The following is an 18,097-nucleotide window of genomic DNA, read 5'->3' on the forward strand; positions in this document are numbered from 1 at the left end:
GTATGTTTCGTTTGAGTTTTATGTTTATCGCGCTCCTGACCGCGGGCTGCGTCTCGCTTGATCCGCATTATGATCGCCCGGCCGCGCCGGTGCCGGCTACCCTCCCCGGGGCGCACGGCGAATCGACGGCGGTGGTCGGCGACTGGCAGAAAGTGGTCAATGACGCGCGGCTGAAAAAAGTGGTCAGTATCGCGCTGAACAGCAACCGCGATGTGCAAAAGGCGCTGGCCGATATCGAGGCCGCGCGCGCCCAGTACGGCGAGACGCGGGCGTCGCTGTTCCCCACCGTCGATGCCGAGCTGAGCCATACGCGCAGCAAAACGGTGGCCAGCGGCCTGAGCTCCGCTTCGCAGGCCGACGGGGCGGTCTCCAGCTTCGAGCTGGATCTGTTTGGCAAGAACCAGAGCCTGTCGCGCGCGGCGCGCGAAACCTGGCTTGCCAGCGAATTCACCGCGCAGAATACCCGGCTGACGATGATTGCCGATTTGACCACCGCCTGGGTGACCCTGGCGACGGATAACAGCAATCTGGCGCTGGCGCAGCAGACCATGGACAGCGCAGCAAACTCGCGCAACATCGTCGCCCGTCAGATGGCGGTGGGCACCGCCTCCGCCGGCGATTTAAGCTCGGCGGAAAGCGTCTATCAGCAGGCGCGCGCCAGCGTCGCCAGCTACCGCACGCTGGTGGCGCAGGATAAAAACGCTATTAACCTGCTGGCGGGGGAAACCGTGCCGGAGAGCCTGCTGCCCGGCACCCTCGACAGTCTCGGGGATAACTGCATCGCCCTGGTGCCGGCGGGGGTGTCATCGTCGGTGCTGCTGCGCCGGCCGGATATTCAGGAAGCGGAGCATAATCTGAAGAGCGCCAATGCCGATATCGGCGCGGCGCGGGCGAACTTCTTCCCGTCGATTTCCCTGACCGCCAGCGCCGGCGTCGGCAGCGACTCGCTGTCGTCGCTGTTCAGCCACGGGATGCAGGTGTGGTCGTTCGCCCCCTCCATTAGCCTGCCGCTGTTCACCGGCGGCAGCAACCTGGCGCAGTTGCGCTATGCGGAAGCGGAGAAGAAGGGGCTGATCGCCACCTACGAGAAATCGATTCAGAGCGCCTTTAAGGACGTTGCCGATGCGCTGGCGCGCCGGGAAACGCTAAATGAAGAGCTCGATGCCCAGCAACAGTATGTCGCCGCCGAGCAGACCTCGCTGGATATCGCCATGAAGAGCTATCAGGCTGGGGTCGGCGATTATCTGTCGGTGCTCACCGCCCAGCGCACGCTGTGGTCGGCGAAGACGACGCTGCTGTCCCTGCAGCAGACCGACCTCAATAACCGGATCACCCTCTGGCAGTCGCTGGGCGGCGGCGCCAGTTAATTTCACCCGCCGGGCGACCGCGCCCGGCTTCTGTAAGGAATCGTTATGCCACGTGTTTCCCTCTCCTGGGCGCTGATCCTCGGCCTGCTGTCGGGCATTGGGCCGCTGTGCACGGATTTTTATCTGCCGGCTCTGCCGGAGATCACTCAGCAGCTGCAGGCCACCAGCACCCAGACCCAGCTGTCGCTGACCGCCGCGCTGATTGGCCTCGGCCTGGGTCAGCTGTTTTTCGGCCCGCTGAGCGACCGGATTGGCCGCCTGAAACCGCTGGCGCTGTCCCTGCTGTTGTTTATCTTCTCTTCGGCGATGTGCGCCCTGACCCGGGATATCAACATGCTGATTGTCTGGCGCTTTTTACAGGGCTTCGCCGGCGCCGGCGGCTCGGTGCTGTCGCGCTCCATCGCCCGCGATAAATACCAGGGCACCCTGCTGACCCAGTTTTTCGCCCTGCTGATGACGGTGAACGGCATTGCGCCGGTCCTGTCCCCGGTGCTGGGCGGCTACGTGATCACCGCCTTCGACTGGCGAATTCTCTTCTGGACGATGGCCGCCATTGGCGGCGCGCTGCTGGTCATGAGCCTGACTATCCTGCGGGAAACGCGCCCGGCCGCGGCGACCCATGCCGCCCGCCAGCGGCCCGGCCAGCCGGTGCTGAAGAATCGTCGTTTTCTGCGCTTCTGCCTGATTCAGGCGTTTATGATGGCCGGGCTGTTCTCCTACATCGGCTCCTCTTCCTTCGTAATGCAGAGCGAATACGGCATGAGCGCCATGCAGTTCAGCCTGCTGTTTGGTCTGAACGGTATCGGGCTGATTATCGCGGCGATGATCTTTTCCCGTCTGGCGCGCCGCTTCAGCGCCGAAGGCCTGCTGCGCGGCGGCCTGACGCTGGCGGTGGGCTGCGCGGCGATCATGCTGCTGTTTGCCTGGCTGCAGCTGCCGGTTCTGGCGCTGGTCGGCCTGTTTTTTACCGTGTCGCTGATGAGCGGCATCAGTACCGTCGCCGGCGCGGAAGCGATGAGCGCCGTCGACGCCGCCCAGTCCGGGACCGCGTCCGCGCTGATGGGCACCCTGATGTTTGTTTTCGGCGGCATCGCCGCGCCGTTGGCGGGCCTCGGCGGCGAAACGATGCTGAAGATGAGCCTCGCGATGGCGATCTGCTACCTGCTGGCGCTGCTGATGGGCCTCAGCCAGCCGCGCGGCGCGCGCTAAACGCCAGGTGCGGTAATAAAATATTCCACCTTGATTACCGCACTATTTCCCGCCATCTCTACCATTCTCATATTATTCTCCTCGAACTAATCGTGATACTCTTCACAGGCAAGGAATAAATAATTCCTTATACTGCGCACGACTGAGAATAACGAGGTTCCTATGAGTATTGACCTGAGCAAACTGCTGACCGAGCGACGCAACGCCAACAGCGCCAACATTGACACCCTTTCCACCCTCGAGATGCTGACGGTGATAAACCAGGAAGACCAGCAGGTGGCCCAGGCGATTACGCCCTATCTGCCGCAGATTGCCGAGGTGGTGGATAAGGTCGCGACGGCGCTGCAGGCCGGTGGCCGCTTGATTTATATCGGCGCTGGCACCTCAGGGCGTCTGGGGATCCTCGATGCCAGCGAATGCCCGCCGACTTTTGGCACCCGCCCGGAGCAGGTGGTGGGGATCATCGCCGGCGGACATAAAGCGATTCTCAGCGCCGTGGAAAACGTGGAAGACAACAAAGCGCAGGGGGCGATGGATCTGCAGAACCTGAACTTCAGCAACCGCGATGTACTGGTGGGGCTGGCGGCCAGCGGACGCACGCCGTACGTCATTGGCGCCATGGAGTATGCCCATCGTCAGAATGCCTTTGTCGCCATCGTCAGCTGTAACCCGCATGGCGAAATGGCTCAGCTGGCGGACGTCGCCATCACCCCGGTGGTCGGCCCGGAGGTAGTGACCGGCTCGACCCGCCTGAAAGCCGGTACCGCGCAGAAGCTGGTGCTGAACATGATCTCCACCGGGGCGATGATCCGCGTCGGCAAGGTCTACAGCAACCTGATGGTCGACGTCGAAGCGACCAACGCCAAGCTGATTGAGCGCCAGGTTTCCATCGTGATGGAGGCGACCGACTGCGATCGTCCCACAGCCCAGAAGGCGCTGGAGGCCTGCGGCCGCCACTGTAAAACGGCGATCGTGATGGTGCTGGCGGACTTAAGCGCCGAAGCGGCGCAGTCGCTGCTGGCGAAGAACAACGGCTATATCCGCAAGGCGCTCAGCAACACCTGAGCGCCGACAGACAGGTAACGGGCAATGGCAAAAATAACGAAAGAGATGATAGCGCGGATCCTCGCCCACGCAGGCGGCGCCGCTAACGTCGCGCAGGCAGGCAACTGCATGACGCGCCTGCGCTTGACCCTGCGCGATGAAGGCCTGGCCGACACCGCCGCCATACGCCAGATTGACGGCGTGATGGGGGTGATCGTCAGCGACGAGCAGTTCCAGGTGGTGCTCGGCCCCGGCAAGGCGCAAACCGCCGCCGAGATGATGAACGGCCTGCTGGAGGAGGCGCCCGCCGCGCCGACGCTGGCCGACGTCGCGGCGGAGAAAAAACAGGCGCTGAAGGGCAAGCAGACCAGCGCGGTGCAGAAGTTTCTCGCCAAATTCGCCACCATTTTTACGCCGCTGATCCCTGGCTTTATCGCCGTCGGGCTGCTGCTGGGCTTCGCCACCCTGGCGGAACAGGTTTTCGTGCTGGAGAACGCCCATCCGAACGCCAGCCTGGTGGCGCTGATTGGCTATATGAAGGTATTCAGCAAAGGGATGTTCACCTTCCTGAGTATCCTGATTGGCTATAACGCCCAGAAGGCGTTCGGCGGCTCCGGCGTGAACGGCGCGATTATCGCCTCGCTGTTCGTGCTGGGCTACAACCCGGAGGCGACCAGCGGCGTCTATGCCGGGATCTCCACCTTCTTCGGCCACGGTATCGATCCGCGCGGCAATATCATCGGCGTATTGATCGCCGCCATCCTTGGGGCGTGGGTTGAACGCCAGGTGCGGCGGGTCATGCCGGCCAACCTCGATATGATCCTCACCTCGGCGGTGACGCTGCTGATCATGGGCGCGGTGACCTTTACGGTGATCATGCCGATTGGCGGCTGGTTGTTTACCGGCATGTCGTGGCTGTTCCTGCATCTTAACGGCAATCCGTTTGGCTCGGCGGTGCTGGCCGGTCTGTTCCTGCTGGCGGTGATGTTCGGCGTCCATCAGGGGTTTGTCCCGGTCTATTTTGCGCTGGTGGATGCCCAGGGCTTTAACTCGCTGTTCCCAATCCTGGCGATGGCCGGGGCCGGGCAGGTGGGGGCGGCGCTGGCGCTGTTCTGGCGGGCGAAGCGCGATTCGCTGCTGCGAACCCAGATTAAGGGGGCGATTATTCCGGGCTTCCTCGGGATTGGCGAGCCGCTAATCTACGGCGTCACCCTGCCGCGGATGAAGCCGTTTGTCACCGCCTGCCTCGGCGGCGCCTGCGGCGGCTTCTTCGTCGGGCTGATCGCCTGGCTGGGGCTGCCGGTCGGCCTGAACACGGTGTTTGGTCCGTCCGGGCTGGTGGCGCTGCCGCTGATGACCTCCGGCAGCGGGATTTACGCCGGGATGGCGGTCTACGCCGGCGGACTGGCGGTCTCCTACCTGTGCGGCTTTGCGCTCACCTGGCTGTTCGGCAGTAAAAATGTCGATTTAAGTTAGAGCGCGTTTGTCGGTTAATGCCCGGCGGCGGCTTCGCCTTACCGGGCCTGCAAAATAGTTGTACCGCCGCGCCCGACTACCATTTCCTGCCCCGCCGCCCCGGGCGGGCGCATGCTATGATTCCCCTTTGTCATATTTCGCCAGAGGAAAAGATGGGCTCCAGCAAAAAAGGGATGCTGAACGTACTGATTGCCGCCGTGCTGTGGGGCAGTTCCGGGGTGTGCGCGCAGTTTATTATGCAGGAAAGCCAGATGTCGTCGCCGTTTCTGACCATGACGCGTCTGCTGTTCGCCGGGCTGATCCTGTTGATGCTCGGCTTTGTTCACGGCGACCGCATTTTCCGCGTGCTGCAAAACCGCCGCGACGCCGTCAGCCTGCTGTTTTTCTCGCTGTTTGGCGCGTTAACCGTGCAGTTCACCTTTCTGATGACCATTGAAAAATCGAATGCCGCCACGGCCACGGTGCTGCAGTTCCTGTCCCCGACGATCATCGTCGCCTGGTTCGCCCTCGCCCGTAAAGCGCGCCCCACTCCGCTGGTGCTGGGGGCTATCTGCACCTCGCTGGCAGGCACCTTTCTGCTGGTGACCCACGGCAACCCGACGACGCTGTCGATTTCGCCGGCGGCGCTGTTCTGGGGGATCGCCTCGGCGTTTGCCGCCGCGTTTTATACCACCTATCCCTCGACGCTGATTGCCCGCTACGGGACGCTGCCGATCGTGGGATGGAGCATGCTGTTCGGCGGCGCGATGCTGCTGCCGTTTTATGGCGGCCAGGGCACCGATTTTGTGGTTAACGGCAGCCTGCTGTTAGCCTTTTTCTACCTGGTGGTGATCGGTACTTCGCTGACCTTCAGCCTTTATCTTAACGGCGCGCAGAAGATTGGCGGCGCCAAAGCCGGGATCCTCAGCTGCGCCGAACCGCTGAGCAGCGCCCTGCTGTCGCTTCTGCTGCTGGGGATCACCTTCACGCTGCCGGACTGGCTGGGCACGCTGCTGATCCTGGCCTCGGTGGTGCTGATCGCCATCGACTCGCGGCGGCGGGTGAGAGCCGCCTGAGGCGATGATAACAAACGCCTTTTCAACAAGTTAAATTAACCGCTATTTGCGTGTTTTCCCGCCTGCGCATATAGTTGACGGAAGCGATTACGGAAGGAGAAGCCTGATGAAAGCATGTTGGATGGTATGCCTGGTCACCGCCCTGAGCGCCACGTCGGCGTGGGCTGAATCACCGCTGCAAAGCCTGCAGTTCGAACAGCAAAAGCAGCAGGTGCTTAAAGCGGTGAAGGAAAAATGCGCGCCAGCAAGCCACCTCAGCGACAACGATTTTGCCAATAACGTGCTGGCGACCGACGGCAACAAGAACGCGGTCCGCGAAGCAACGCTGGCGAAAGAGCGCAATAACCAGAAAAGCTACCAGGCCGCGATCGACAAAATCGTCTGTCCGGCCAAATAGCGACTATTTCAGCCTGGCGACCAGCGTTCTCCAGTCAAACGGCGTCAACTGCCTGTAGCTCAGGCTACGGGCAGCCATCTGGTGCGGAAGCTGGCGCTGGCTTCTCGCGATCGCCTTGCTCATGACCCCGCTGCTACCCACGTCACGCAGGGTTTTCACCACCTCTTCCATCTCTTCGCTGCGCCGAATTCCGTGTTCCGCCACCCGGCTGATCAGATAGTCGGGAAACGTCCCCGTCCAGCCCAGAGAGGGGAAACTATGATGCAAGGAGCTCAGCACCTCCTCCTCGACGCCATATTCACGGGCCGCGAACAGACATTCAGTGGTGAGCGCTTCAAGACCCTTGATCATCACGCTGCGGCACATTTTTATCGCCGACACCTGGCCCACCGTACTGGCGCCATAGCGGGCGTTCAGCCCCAGCCCCTGCAGACGCGGCGCCATCGCCTCCGCCTGCGGCCCGCCGATCAATAACGGTGTCTGCAATCGGGCCGGCGGCACCGGCGCCATCACCGCGACATCAATGTAAACGCCGGGAAGAAAATGGCCAGCCGCCTGCCGTTTCGTCTCCGGCGCCACGGAGTTGAGATCGAGGAAATATTGCCCCGGCTGCAGCAGCGCGGCGGCCAGCTGCGCGACCTTTAGCGCCTCACCGGCGGTCACAGTAGAAAAAACCAGCGTGGCGCTCTCCAGCGCCTGCGCCAGCGAACTCCCCACCTGAACGCCCGACTCACTGGCTTTCCTGACCATTGCCTCTCGCTCCGGGCCATTGAGCTTGCAATCCCAAATGGTCACCGCATGCTCACGGGCCAGATCTGCCGCCAGAATGCCACCCGCCTCGCCAAAACCAATAAACGCGATTGTCGTCATCATTACTCCTCACACGGCCAGACGCGGGCCGGAATAAAAACTTCGCCAGCAAACAGCAGTCGCGCCGTGCGTAACAGGCCGCAGCCTGCCAGGGCGCCATCAGCGTCAAGCTGAAGCGTCACGCTAAATTCACCTGTCGGATGCTCAACGCTGAGCAGCGGCGTCTCGCCTGGCGCGACCTGCGCCATGCCCTGCGCGACAGTGCCCGGGATCAGACAGGCGCTGGCGACACTCACCGCGCCAAAAACGCCGATCGACGCGTGGCAGCGATGCGGGATAAAGGTGCGGCTGCTGATGGCGCCGCCGTGTCGCGGCTCGGCGATCAGGGTCATCTTTGGCACCGTACGCTGGCTGACGTCACCCAACTGCATCAGTGGCCCGGCCTGCAGACGAATCGACTCGAGGCGACGTTTAAGCGCGTCATCATTATCCAGTTGTTCGCGTGTCTCATAGCCTGTGCATCCCAGATCGCAAGCGCGCAGCAGGATCACAGGCATCCCGTTATCGATGCAGGTCACCTCGACGCCATCAAAACGGTCGCGGACCCTGCCGGTCGGCAGCAGTGTCCCGCAGCTGGAGCCTGCCACATCAAGAAAATGGAGCAGGATTGGACTGGCGCTGCCCGGCACACCATCGATACGACTCTCGCCGACGTAGTTGACTCCCTCGGCATCGCAGGGGATCTCTGCCACCGCCAGTTGCCCCGTGTTCTCCATATAAATACGCACCCGAGTAAGCGGCGCATCGTGGGGAACGAGCCCACGCTCGATGGCGAAAGGGCCAACGGCGGCAAGAATATTCCCGCAATTTTGGCCGTAATCCACCGTGGCCCCCGCCACGTTCACCTGGGCAAACAGATAGTCCACATCGGCGTCAGGCCGTGCAGAGCGGCGAATAATCGCCACTTTACTGGTCAGCGGATCGGCGCCGCCGATCCCGTCAATTTGCCGGGGATCTGGCGAGCCCATCACCGCCAGCAGCACCGCATCACGTTGCGCCGGATCGGCAGGCAAATCGTCAGCAAGAAAACAGGCCGCCTTCGAGGTGCCGCCGCGCATCCACAGACAAGGGATCCCACGTTGCGCCATCTTACTCCTCCACCTCATCAGCACTGTCGTAATACCGCAGCCCCTTTTCCGCCAGACGCGGGCGCATAGCGTAAATATCGAGTCCCAACTCGCCATGGCGCATCCGCTCACGCTTCGCAAGTTCATTACTCATGCGGGCTTCCGCTTTATCAAGCACATCACGAACCTGAGCGTGCGGCAGCACCACGACTCCGTCGTCGTCAGCCACTACGACATCGCCCGGCTGCACAAGCTGGCCTGCGCAAATCACCGGCACGTTAACCGAACCGAGGCTCTCTTTCACTGTTCCCTGGGCATACACCTGACGAGACCAGACGGCGAATCCCATCTCCCGTAGCGTCTGCGAATCGCGAATGCCGATATCGCCCACCAGACCGACCACGCCGCGCGATTGTAGAGACGTCGCCAGCAGATCGCCGAAGAAGCCATCGCCGCACGGCGACGTCGGGGCCACCACCAGAATATCGCCGGCGCGGCACTGCTCGACCGCGACATGAAACATCCAGTTGTCACCTGGCGTCACCAGCACGGTTACCGCGTTGCCCGCCCGACTGACACCCTGCTGAATCGGACGGATTGTCGGCCCCATCAGCCCCTGACGATCCCAGGCCTCATGAAGCGTCGCCACCCCGGCCGCCTCACAGCGGCGCAAAACCGCCTCGTCATGGCGCGGCAGATGGCGGATCACAAGGCCTTTTTTATTTAACAGGTTCATGCCAGGTTCTCCGTTACGCGGGGGAAGATGCTCTGGAAGGCTTCGCCGTGAACGATATCGCGCGCGGCCGTGATGCCGATATTGCGCTTGGCCTGTACCCCGCGCTGCAGCGCCACGCGGGTGTAGTATTCCCACAGATGCTCCTGACCCTGCATGCACTGAATGGCCTGATACTTTTTCTCCCAGACGGCGGTGATGTCCAGTAACACATCGGGTTTCCAATTGCACTGCTCCGGCTGGTGCGGTTCGAAACAGTAAACCGGGGGAGCAGAGACAATTTTCTCACCGGGGCGATAGCCCTCTGCCTGGGCGATAATCCGTGCTTCCTGAGCCAGATGGGAGGCCAGCGGATGATCGTAGTTATAGGGATCGTGCAGGGAGTGCGTCAGGACAAAGTGGGGCTGGATACGGCGATACACATCCGCCAGACGAAATAGCGTCTCTTTATCGGCGCGCAGCGGATAGTCGCCGATATCAAAGAATTCGACGCTGGCGCCCAGGATCTCGGCAGCAGCCTGCGCCTCTTCGCGACGGACTTGCTTCACCGCCTCCTCCGTCATGTTGCCTTTACGCCATAGTTTGGCGGACTCGCCGCGCTCGCCAAAGGACAAACAGACCACATGGACCTGATAGCCCTGCAGGGCATGCAGGGCTATCGCACCACCCGCGCGCCAAACGAAATCGGCCGAGTGGGCGCTGACGACAAGGGCACTTTTTTCGCTAACCGGATGAGACATGATGGCTTCCTCTGTTGTTTTTTTCAGCTTGTCATGTCCCGCCGTTGGGAGGTAATTCGTTAACTTGCGAAGGCTATGATTTTTATTTATGTTGTCGACTCACTCACTGTATCAGGCCTGACGAATAATGCTGAAGAGAATGCACAATAAAATCATAAATATCATGCAGCTGCGTTTTTTCTGTCAGGTCGCGCTGCGCGGAAGCGTTTCGCGTGCTGCCGATGACTTATTCCGCACGCAGTCAGCGATAACCCGGGCTATCCGCGATCTTGAAGCCGCGTTGAACGTCACGCTATTCGAACGCCATTACAGCGGCATGGTGCCCACCGAGTATGGCAAGTGCATCCTGCCGCGCGCCCGGCGGGCGATTGACGACCTGCAGGCCATTCCGGCGCTGTTGCAGAAACACCATACCCGCACCAGCGGCCCCCTGGCGGACGCCGGCTGGCTGTTCAATACCCGCCGGTTAGCCATTTTTATTCAGCTCTATCACGTCAACCATACCCAAACCGTCGCGCAACAGTTGGGGATCACCCAACCGGCGGTCAGCGCCGCGCTGAAAGTCCTGGAAAAAGGGGCGGATTCGGCGCTGTTTCGCCGAACGCCAGAAGGGGTACGCCCCACGCCTGCCGCAGAACTGCTCTATCCGCCGGTCAGCAGAGCGCTCAACGAACTGGAAAATATCTGGAGCGATCTCGCCGCCCGTCGTGGGGTACTGGAGGGCACCGTGCGTATTGGCGCTCTGCCGCTGAGTCGCACCCGGCTACTGCCCACCGCCATCGCCGCCTTTCTGGCACAGCACCCGGGCATTACTCTCATGACCAATGAAAGCCCGTATGAGTCGCTGGTCGCCGATATGCGGGCAGGTAATATCGATTTTATTATCGGTGCGCTGCGCCAGGATGAAGATCTACCGGACCTCTGTAGCGAGGCGTTATTCGAAGAGGATATGCTGATTTTACTGCGTAATAACCACCCACTGCTACGCCATCCAGACCCGCGTAGCCAGCTGGCGACAGCGCAATGGGTGCTACCGCGCGCCAACGCCCCGGCACGCCATTTGCTGGATAGGGCGTTTGTCACCTTAGGATTGCCGCTGCCTCAGCCGACGGTGGAGACCGGGGATGCGGCGATGGTGCGAGGGTTGCTGAGGGACTCAGACATGCTGGCGGCGGTTTCCGCCAGCCAGATGCGTTTTGAGACAGACAACGGGCTGCTCAGCGTGTTGCCGGTCCCCCTGCCTGATACCACCCGGCGTATCGGACTGACGTTTCGCGCCGGCAGCCTGCCCTCCCCGGCGACGCAGGCGCTGTTGCGTTTTATTTATCAGCAGGTTCAGGGCGGGACCGTTTAACGTTTACCCGCCACTGAGTAAGTTACCTGTTGGTTACGCGTTTGCTGAAACGCCTCCAGCGTCTGCCCGCGCATCGCGGCGTAAATATGCAGGTTGGATACGCCGACCACCGCGCCCATTTTCTCCAGCAGGAAGAAACTGGCGCCGTACTGAATCAATCCACGCCAGTCGCGTGCGTTGAGCAACTGCTTTTCCTCCTCACTCAGTCCAGCTTCGGCATAAAGCGACTGAGGCGACTGCAGAAAACGTTCGCGCCAGGCAGGCTCAATCAGCCGATGCAGGAAACGGTTAAGCCGCAAGCCATTCAGGCTGCGCTCGTGGGTAAAAGGATAGGTTCCCGGCAGTTTCTCCACCCCGGCCAACTGCTGCGCCATATGCTGGCGATGGCGCGTCAGGGTATCGACGGGGGGCATGCGCGCATTGTTCTCAAGGATCAGCGTAGCGATACCGGTCATCGACGGCAGGTAATAGTCGCGCCAGGTTTCGGTGACATTGGCTGATAGCGCGCCGCGCATCACCAGCCACATGATCACCTCAGACCCCTCCATTCCCCCCAGTTCGGCATATTCGCCAAGGGTCATTTCGGTAAGCTTTTCCGGGTCATTAACCAGCATGTCAACAAACTGGGCGTCCCACTCAGGATTATTAAATCCGCAGCGCTCGCCATGGACCTGATGAGAGAGCCCGCCGGTCGCGACAATCGCCACATTGATATCTTCCGGGAAACTTTCAATCGCCCGCCGCAGCGCCTGACCGAGTTTGTAACAACGACGCGCGCTTGGTACCGGAAATTGCAGCACGCCGATCTGTAACGGGATCACCGCCGTCGGCCACCCCTGCTCTTCATCCCAGGGCAACAGCGCCGAAAGCGGCGAGAAAAGGCCGTGGTCGAGCTTTTTATCCATAAAGAACGACATATCAAACTCATCGGCCATCAGGCTGGCGCCTATGTGCCTTGAGAGCGCCGCGTTGCCCTGTACCGGGGGCAGGCAGCGCGGTCCGCCGCCCTCGTCGGCAACGTCATATTGATTGTCGATTCCCAGCGTAAAAGTCGAATAGTGATCGAAGAAAAAGGCGGTCACATGGTCATTAAAAATGTACACCAGCGCATCCGGTTTTTTCTCCTCCAGCCAGCGCTGCAGCGGTTCGAAGCTCTGGAAGATCGGCGACCATGCCGGGTCCTGCTGTTTATGATGATCGACCGCGAAGCCGATAGTCGGGGTATGAGAGACGGCGATACCGCCGAGAATGTTAGCCATCTGATAACTCCACTTATCGGTGTTCCAGGGGGGATGACAAAGCGTCCAGTTCTGCCTCTGTGAGTCGAGGCTTAGCGTGATTCATACGGTGCAACAAAATACAGATCCCCGCCAGGCAGGCCGGTAGCGCAAGCACTAAAAAGATCGAGGAGTGTCCCGGTACGGCCAGCATCAGCATCCCGCCCAGCGTGGAGCTGAGAATAGCGCCGGTACGGCCGATACCATGCATCCAGCTGACGCCGGTGGCGCGGATTTCGGTTTGATAATAGGCTGGCGAATAGGCCTGCAGACCGTTCTGCGCGCCGTTAATGCACATCCCGCTGATAAAAATCAGCACCGATAGCGCCGCCGATCCGAAATCCATCAACCCCTGGGACATCAAGCACAGGCAGCCGAGAAAATAGGTTGCCGCAATCACCGCTTTCGCCGAGGCACGATCCATCAGCATACCGACAAGGATCCCGCCCAGCGGGCCACCAAGCTGGAACAAGCCGGTCATCATCGCCGCCTGCTGCAGCGACAACCCGCCGGAGCGAAGAATGGTTGGCAGCCAGCCGTTCAGCAGATATATCACGAACAGGCCCATAAAATAGGTCAGCCACAGCGCTATCGTGCCGCGGGCATAGCCATGCCGGAACAGCTGCGCCACTTTACTGCTCCGCGTGATGGGCGGCGCATTCAGCTGGAAAACGGTTTCAGCCGTAAACTGGCCCCCAAGCCGGTTAAGCGCCCTGGCGATCTGCTCGCCAGGTAATCGGCGCGCCACCATGCTCATTGCCGACTCAGGTAACATCACGATCATAAAGGGAAGCACCACGAGCGGCAGCACGCCGCCAAAAATCAGCGCCGAATGCCAGCTGTAATGCGATAACAATCCGGCGGCGATAAAGCCGCCGAGGCCGGAACCCACGTTAAAACCGCTGTACATCAGGGTGATCATCACCCCTTTACGCCGCTCCGGCATATATTCCGCCACCAGCGTGACGCAGTTGGGCATCACCGCGCCAAGTCCAAGGCCAGTAAGAAAACGCATCAGCGCCAGTTGCGATGGGCTTTGCGCCACGGCGCCGGCCAGGCTGAACAGCGCAAACAACGCCACCGACCAGAGTAAAATGCGCTTTCGGCCGTAGCGGTCAGAAAGCGGGCCCGCCACCAGCGCGCCAATGGCGACGCCGAACATGGCCGCCCCAAGAATCGGCCCCATTTCAGCCCGGCTGATGCCCCAGTCCTCGATGAGCGCCGGGGCGACAAAGCCCATCACCGCGGCGTCATACCCATCCAGCATAATGATGATGAAACAGAGCAGCAGCACGTTCCATTGAAAGCGCGAGACCGGGCGGGCATCTATCCACGCTTTCACATCGACAACGTTCATGTGATTCATAGGGTGACTTCCTCAAGCAGGCGGTACGAATGTTCTGGTTAGTGTTTTTTGAGTGGAACTTTCGTACTCAACTTAAGGCAGGTCACGCAGGCTGTCCGGTTCGAAAACCCGGCGACAGATATGAGTTTTATTTATAATGTGAGGGATACGACAAAAAACAGCCATTAAAAAACCCGCAGCCAACGGCGGCGGGTCAGGGCAAGAGCGACGATCAGTGCTTCGGAATAATTAAATCGCCGCGCAGCGGACTGCCGCCCGGGTTGTCCGTTTTCTCGGTCAACCAGTTGACGATCCGCGACGCCATCGCGTCCATGGAATATTCAATCGCCGGGATAGTCGGGATACCGGGCAGCTGTAACGATCCGGCGAGGCTAAACACCATCACATTTTGCGGAACGGCGCGGTTAAACGCCTGCAGCTGCGGCACCACGCGCTGCGCCTGCTGTTCATCGCTCACCAGCAGCGCGTTAAAGTTCAGCGTCGTGGCGTTATTGACCAGCTCCTGCACCGCCACCGACGGCGAGGTGTTATCCAGAAACACCAGATTGCGATTAAACGGCAAAAAGTTTTTTTCCAGCGCGTGCTTGTAGCCCAGCAGCACCTGATCGGCGAAGCCGCTGCTCTGGGGATGGATCAGCGCAATCTGCCTTCTGCCCTGGCTTATCAGATAGTGACAGGCGGTTTCGGCGGCGAAGGCGTGATCGAACTGAATGCTGTTTTCGCCCTCGCTGTCGAGGCAGTCCACCAGCACCACGTCCGGGCGGTTAATATTCAGAGGAAAACGCGCGCCGATGATCAGCACGTTATCGCACAGCCCGCAGGTCAACTCCTCCAGCGAGTTCATCACGCCGCTGCTGGTGTTGGCGAAGCGCAGCAGCAGGTGCTTCTGGTGCTGGCTGAGCTGTTTTTCCAGGGCGTAGAGATAGCTGGTGGTTTGATTGATATTGTCCTGGGCGCAGATGACGCCGATGCAGCCGGTGGACTGGCTAAGCAACGACTGGGCTATCATGTTTGGCCGGTAATTGAGCGTTTCCGCCGCCTGCAGCACCGCCTGACGACTGGCCTCCTTCACGCCACGTGAGCCGCTCAACACTCGCGACACCGTGGCTTTGGAAACCCCGGCAAGTCGTGAAACATCATTGATTGTCGACATCATTTTCCCCTGCGCGGGCGCTGCGCCCCGCTAAAATCCCGTAAACCTGAATCGCTTCAATTATGACCAGCGCAGTATATCCATTTCGCCATTTGTTTGGAAACCGATTTTCCATTTCAGCGCAAAACATCGCCAAATCGACAGAATAATGTGAGCCAAATCCAATAAATCCGCCCCATAACCAGGAGATCTTGACCACTATCACAGTTCTGCTTTTTATGAATGGAAACCGGTTTCCGTCTGATATCAAATCATCCACGCAATAACTTTTTACATTTTGAGGATGGTCGTCGATGTACAAGATTATGCTGTGCTGTTCTGCCGGAATGTCCACCAGTCTGCTGGTCAGAAAGATGGTGGAGGCGGCGAATGAACGTGATCTGCCGGTGCAGATTGACGCCTATGGCGTTTCCGAATTTGACATCCAGTTTCCGCAGTATCAGGTGGTGTTGCTTGGCCCCCAGGTGAAATACATGTTGAAAACCCTGTCTGACAAAGCGGCTTCCCTCAACATTCCGGTTCAGCCCATCGATACGATGGACTACGGCATGCAGCGGGGAGACAACGTCCTGAATTATGCTCTGTCGCTGATCCCAGCGGCGCACTGAGAGGTGTTGAAATGAGTTCTCTGTATCAGTCCATGATTGCCGTGATCGAGCAATCTATTACTCCGCTGGCAGGACGCCTTGGGCAGCAGAAATATGTTATCGCTATCCGCGATGGCTTCACTGCCGCATTGCCGTTTATGATCATCGGCTCTTTCATGCTGGTATTTATCTTTCCGCCGTTTTCACCCGATACCACCAACGGCTTTGCCCGCGGCTGGCTCGATTTCTCCCAGCACTACCGCGAACAGCTGATGCTGCCGTTTAACCTCAGCATGGGCGTAATGACCTTCTTTATCTCGGTCGGCATTGGCGCCAGCCTCGGTCGTCAGTTTCAGCTCGATCCGGTGATGTCCGGTCTGCTGGCGTTTATGGCCTTCCTGCTGGTCGCCGCGCCCTATGCCGATGGTAAAATTTCCACTCAGTATCTGTCCGGCCAGGGCATTTTTACCGCCCTGATCACCGCCATCTACTCCACCCGCGTCTACGCGTGGCTGAAGCAAAACAACATCACCATCCGTCTGCCGAAAGAGGTGCCGACCGGCGTCGCCCGTTCATTTGAAATCCTGATCCCGGTGCTGGTGGTGATTGGTACTTTGCATCCGCTGAACCTGTTTATCGAAGCGCAGACCGGGATGATCCTGCCGCAGGCGATCATGCATCTGCTGGAGCCGCTGGTTTCCGCCTCCGACTCGCTGCCGGCGATTTTGCTCTCCGTTCTGATGTGCCAGATTTTCTGGTTCGCCGGGATCCACGGCTCGCTGATTGTCACCGGCATTATGAACCCGTTCTGGATGGCCAACCTGTCGGCAAACCAGGCGGCGCTGGCGGCCGGCACGGTGCTGCCGCACGTCTATCTGCAGGGTTTCTGGGATCACTATCTGCTGATTGGCGGCGTCGGTTCGACCCTGCCGCTGGCCTTCCTGCTGCTGCGTAGCCGGGCCACTCATCTGCGCACCATCGGCAAGATGGGCATCGTGCCGAGCTTCTTTAATATCAACGAGCCGATCCTGTTCGGGGCGCCGATCATCATGAACCCGATGATGTTTATCCCCTTCGTCTGCGTACCGATGGTCAACGCGGTGCTGGCTTACGGCGCGACGCGTCTTGGCTGGCTGAGCCAGGTGGTGTCTCTCACTCCGTGGACCACGCCGGCACCGATTGGCGCCTCGTGGGCGGCCAACTGGACGCTGAGCCCGGTAGTGATGTGCCTTATCTGCATGGTGATGTCGGCGGTGATTTACCTGCCGTTCCTGCGCGCCTATGAACGTTCCTTAATGAAAACCGAAGTTGAGAAAACCAAAAATAGCGTTCCGGTGGCAGAAACCGTTAGCTAATTCCTCTCCGCCCCGGAGAGATAATATGATGACAGCGTCATAATGCAGAAAAAGGACTTTCACTGCATTATTAAATAATAAAGACCTCAGGAATACACATGATTGAATTAGAAGATGCGGTAATGGAAATTATCGTCAATGCGGGACAGTCACGCTCATTATGTTTTGAAGCGCTGCATGCGGCCCGAACCGGAAATATCGACGAAGCGCGTTTACTCTTAAATGAGGCCGACGGTTACGCCCGCCGGGCGCATCAGATGCAGACCCAGCTCATCGAGCAGGATGCCGGTGAAGCGCGTCAGCCTATGACGCTTATTATGGTACATGCCCAGGATCATCTGATGAATTCGCTGCTGGCCCGCGAGTTCTCAGAAGAATTAATCCATCTGTACCAGCGTTAATTAATATGGAATAACGTCAGCGAGAATATTACTCTCCGGCGTCGCTGTACCCTAAAAAAACAAATCAGCTTATTTTGGTTATTTATTTTAGCCAGAATGGGATGGTTATTATCTGAAATATATTAATTATTAAAGCGAGATAACCATGAATACTGTGAAAAAACTGCCTTTAGCCATGGCGGTTGTCGCCGCGCTGTGCCCAATTTCCGTAATGGCGCAAGAATTTACTCAGGAGCAGATCGACGCCATTGTCGCCAAAGCCGTTGATAAAGCGCTGGCCGACCGCCAGGCGAAAATTGACGCCGCGGCCGACAAAAAGGTCGACGTCATTACCAACCCGCAGACCACCGCCGCCTCGCCGGATGTGGCGATTCCGTTCGGCCTCAAGTTCAGCGGCTATGCCCGCTATGGCGCCCATTTCCAGACCGGCGACCAGAAATATGTCGGCGTCGACGGCTCCTATAACGGCGCCTCGGCGATCGGTCGTCTGGGCAACGAAAGCAACGGCGGCGAATTCCAGATCAGCAAAGCCTTCAAAAGCGCGCAGGGGGCTATCTGGGATCTCAACGTCATGTTTGACCACTGGAGCGACGAGGTTAACCTGAAGAAGGCCTACGTCGGCGTCACCAACGTGCTGGAATCCAAC

The 18,097-nt window shown here is 59.5% G+C and carries 19 protein-coding genes; 11 read left to right on the top strand and 8 right to left on the bottom strand.

Annotated elements, in window-relative coordinates; all coding sequences use genetic code 11:
- Positions 1 to 2 precede the first annotated feature (2 nt).
- From eefC to ACOI6Z_RS18405, 6 genes are all read left to right on the top strand, one after another.
- Complete coding sequence (gene eefC, locus ACOI6Z_RS18380; protein WP_032454402.1) at positions 3 to 1,367, top strand: multidrug efflux RND transporter outer membrane subunit EefC; 1,365 nt, start codon at positions 3 to 5, stop codon at positions 1,365 to 1,367.
- A gap of 45 nt (positions 1,368 to 1,412) precedes the next feature.
- Positions 1,413 to 2,576, top strand: a complete 1,164-nt coding sequence (locus tag ACOI6Z_RS18385) for a multidrug effflux MFS transporter (RefSeq protein ID WP_023291412.1) — start codon at positions 1,413 to 1,415, stop codon at positions 2,574 to 2,576.
- Positions 2,577 to 2,738: 162 nt separating this feature from the next.
- Positions 2,739 to 3,641: an N-acetylmuramic acid 6-phosphate etherase gene (gene murQ, locus ACOI6Z_RS18390; RefSeq protein WP_023291413.1), complete on the top strand. Its 903-nt coding sequence runs from the start codon at positions 2,739 to 2,741 to the stop codon at positions 3,639 to 3,641.
- A 24-nt stretch (positions 3,642 to 3,665) separates the two neighbouring features.
- Positions 3,666 to 5,096 carry a PTS N-acetylmuramic acid transporter subunit IIBC gene (gene murP / locus ACOI6Z_RS18395; RefSeq protein WP_023291414.1) on the top strand — a complete coding sequence of 477 codons (1,431 nt, stop codon included), beginning with the start codon at positions 3,666 to 3,668 and terminating at the stop codon, positions 5,094 to 5,096.
- A gap of 152 nt (positions 5,097 to 5,248) precedes the next feature.
- Positions 5,249 to 6,151: a DMT family transporter gene (locus tag ACOI6Z_RS18400; protein WP_004205129.1), complete on the top strand. Its 903-nt coding sequence runs from the start codon at positions 5,249 to 5,251 to the stop codon at positions 6,149 to 6,151.
- Positions 6,152 to 6,257: 106 nt separating this feature from the next.
- On the top strand, positions 6,258 to 6,548 hold the full coding sequence (locus ACOI6Z_RS18405) for a YicS family protein (protein ID WP_023291415.1): 291 nt from the start codon (positions 6,258 to 6,260) through the stop codon (positions 6,546 to 6,548).
- Between the two features lie 3 nt (positions 6,549 to 6,551).
- Here the strand turns inward: ACOI6Z_RS18405 and ACOI6Z_RS18410 are convergent, their stop codons facing one another.
- From ACOI6Z_RS18410 to galB, 4 genes are read right to left on the bottom strand one after another with little or no spacing between them, the layout of a single operon-like run.
- Positions 6,552 to 7,418, bottom strand: a complete 867-nt coding sequence (locus tag ACOI6Z_RS18410; protein WP_049013491.1) for a DUF1932 domain-containing protein — start codon at positions 7,416 to 7,418, stop codon at positions 6,552 to 6,554.
- A 2-nt stretch (positions 7,419 to 7,420) separates the two neighbouring features.
- Complete coding sequence (locus tag ACOI6Z_RS18415; RefSeq protein ID WP_044525076.1) at positions 7,421 to 8,506, bottom strand: 4-oxalomesaconate tautomerase; 1,086 nt, start codon at positions 8,504 to 8,506, stop codon at positions 7,421 to 7,423.
- Position 8,507: 1 nt separating this feature from the next.
- Positions 8,508 to 9,221 (bottom strand): 4-carboxy-4-hydroxy-2-oxoadipate aldolase/oxaloacetate decarboxylase, encoded by a 714-nt coding sequence (locus tag ACOI6Z_RS18420; protein WP_023291418.1) that lies wholly within the window; start codon positions 9,219 to 9,221, stop codon positions 8,508 to 8,510.
- Complete coding sequence (gene galB / locus ACOI6Z_RS18425) at positions 9,218 to 9,958, bottom strand: 4-oxalmesaconate hydratase (protein WP_012540275.1); 741 nt, start codon at positions 9,956 to 9,958, stop codon at positions 9,218 to 9,220. Before galB ends, ACOI6Z_RS18420 begins: the two co-directional genes overlap by 4 nt.
- A 127-nt stretch (positions 9,959 to 10,085) precedes the next feature.
- On the opposite strand from galB, the gene ACOI6Z_RS18430 reads away from it, so the two are divergent.
- On the top strand, positions 10,086 to 11,312 hold the full coding sequence (locus tag ACOI6Z_RS18430; protein WP_023291419.1) for a LysR family transcriptional regulator: 1,227 nt from the start codon (positions 10,086 to 10,088) through the stop codon (positions 11,310 to 11,312).
- Here the strand turns inward: ACOI6Z_RS18430 and ACOI6Z_RS18435 are convergent.
- From ACOI6Z_RS18435 to ACOI6Z_RS18450, 4 genes are all read right to left on the bottom strand, one after another.
- A complete protein-coding gene (locus ACOI6Z_RS18435) occupies positions 11,309 to 12,571 on the bottom strand; it encodes a gallate dioxygenase (protein WP_023291420.1) in 1,263 nt (420 codons plus the stop codon). The two genes, ACOI6Z_RS18430 and ACOI6Z_RS18435, sit on opposite strands and share 4 nt — an antisense overlap.
- Before the next feature lie 13 nt (positions 12,572 to 12,584).
- Positions 12,585 to 13,955, bottom strand: coding sequence for an MFS transporter (locus ACOI6Z_RS18440; RefSeq protein ID WP_023291421.1), 1,371 nt, complete (start codon positions 13,953 to 13,955; stop codon positions 12,585 to 12,587).
- Between the two features lie 211 nt (positions 13,956 to 14,166).
- Complete coding sequence (locus tag ACOI6Z_RS18445; protein WP_032429020.1) at positions 14,167 to 15,108, bottom strand: LacI family DNA-binding transcriptional regulator; 942 nt, start codon at positions 15,106 to 15,108, stop codon at positions 14,167 to 14,169.
- Positions 15,092 to 15,307, bottom strand: coding sequence for a hypothetical protein (locus ACOI6Z_RS18450; RefSeq protein WP_139104202.1), 216 nt, complete (start codon positions 15,305 to 15,307; stop codon positions 15,092 to 15,094). Before ACOI6Z_RS18450 ends, ACOI6Z_RS18445 begins: the two co-directional genes overlap by 17 nt.
- Positions 15,308 to 15,401: 94 nt before the next feature.
- Between ACOI6Z_RS18450 and ACOI6Z_RS18455 the strand changes: the two genes are divergently transcribed.
- From ACOI6Z_RS18455 to ACOI6Z_RS18470, 4 genes are all read left to right on the top strand, one after another.
- Positions 15,402 to 15,716, top strand: a complete 315-nt coding sequence (locus ACOI6Z_RS18455; RefSeq protein ID WP_023291423.1) for a PTS sugar transporter subunit IIB — start codon at positions 15,402 to 15,404, stop codon at positions 15,714 to 15,716.
- A gap of 11 nt (positions 15,717 to 15,727) precedes the next feature.
- A complete protein-coding gene (locus ACOI6Z_RS18460; protein ID WP_023291424.1) occupies positions 15,728 to 17,050 on the top strand; it encodes a PTS sugar transporter subunit IIC in 1,323 nt (440 codons plus the stop codon).
- A gap of 98 nt (positions 17,051 to 17,148) precedes the next feature.
- On the top strand, positions 17,149 to 17,451 hold the full coding sequence (locus ACOI6Z_RS18465; protein ID WP_004205145.1) for a PTS lactose/cellobiose transporter subunit IIA: 303 nt from the start codon (positions 17,149 to 17,151) through the stop codon (positions 17,449 to 17,451).
- A gap of 145 nt (positions 17,452 to 17,596) precedes the next feature.
- Positions 17,597 to 18,097, top strand: a 501-nt coding sequence (locus tag ACOI6Z_RS18470) for a carbohydrate porin (protein ID WP_420687475.1), incomplete at its 3' end; no start/stop codon positions are given.

It is taken from the genome of Klebsiella sp. C239 (assembly GCF_048822715.1).
Classification (GTDB): Bacteria; Pseudomonadota; Gammaproteobacteria; order Enterobacterales; family Enterobacteriaceae; genus Klebsiella; species Klebsiella quasipneumoniae.

Coding starts and splice junctions, on each gene's coding strand:
- murQ (WP_023291413.1), top strand. CDS start 2,739: ATGAGTATTGACCTGAGCAAACTGCTGACCGAGCGACGCAACGCCAAC.
- ACOI6Z_RS18410 (WP_049013491.1), bottom strand. CDS start 7,418: ATGACGACAATCGCGTTTATTGGTTTTGGCGAGGCGGGTGGCATTCTG.
- ACOI6Z_RS18415 (WP_044525076.1), bottom strand. CDS start 8,506: ATGGCGCAACGTGGGATCCCTTGTCTGTGGATGCGCGGCGGCACCTCG.
- galB (WP_012540275.1), bottom strand. CDS start 9,958: ATGTCTCATCCGGTTAGCGAAAAAAGTGCCCTTGTCGTCAGCGCCCAC.
- ACOI6Z_RS18445 (WP_032429020.1), bottom strand. CDS start 15,108: ATGTCGACAATCAATGATGTTTCACGACTTGCCGGGGTTTCCAAAGCC.
- ACOI6Z_RS18455 (WP_023291423.1), top strand. CDS start 15,402: ATGTACAAGATTATGCTGTGCTGTTCTGCCGGAATGTCCACCAGTCTG.
- ACOI6Z_RS18385 (WP_023291412.1), top strand. CDS start 1,413: ATGCCACGTGTTTCCCTCTCCTGGGCGCTGATCCTCGGCCTGCTGTCG.
- ACOI6Z_RS18420 (WP_023291418.1), bottom strand. CDS start 9,221: ATGAACCTGTTAAATAAAAAAGGCCTTGTGATCCGCCATCTGCCGCGC.
- ACOI6Z_RS18440 (WP_023291421.1), bottom strand. CDS start 13,955: ATGAATCACATGAACGTTGTCGATGTGAAAGCGTGGATAGATGCCCGC.
- ACOI6Z_RS18405 (WP_023291415.1), top strand. CDS start 6,258: ATGAAAGCATGTTGGATGGTATGCCTGGTCACCGCCCTGAGCGCCACG.
- murP (WP_023291414.1), top strand. CDS start 3,666: ATGGCAAAAATAACGAAAGAGATGATAGCGCGGATCCTCGCCCACGCA.
- ACOI6Z_RS18435 (WP_023291420.1), bottom strand. CDS start 12,571: ATGGCTAACATTCTCGGCGGTATCGCCGTCTCTCATACCCCGACTATC.
- ACOI6Z_RS18400 (WP_004205129.1), top strand. CDS start 5,249: ATGGGCTCCAGCAAAAAAGGGATGCTGAACGTACTGATTGCCGCCGTG.
- eefC (WP_032454402.1), top strand. CDS start 3: ATGTTTCGTTTGAGTTTTATGTTTATCGCGCTCCTGACCGCGGGCTGC.
- ACOI6Z_RS18460 (WP_023291424.1), top strand. CDS start 15,728: ATGAGTTCTCTGTATCAGTCCATGATTGCCGTGATCGAGCAATCTATT.
- ACOI6Z_RS18430 (WP_023291419.1), top strand. CDS start 10,086: ATGCTGAAGAGAATGCACAATAAAATCATAAATATCATGCAGCTGCGT.
- ACOI6Z_RS18465 (WP_004205145.1), top strand. CDS start 17,149: ATGATTGAATTAGAAGATGCGGTAATGGAAATTATCGTCAATGCGGGA.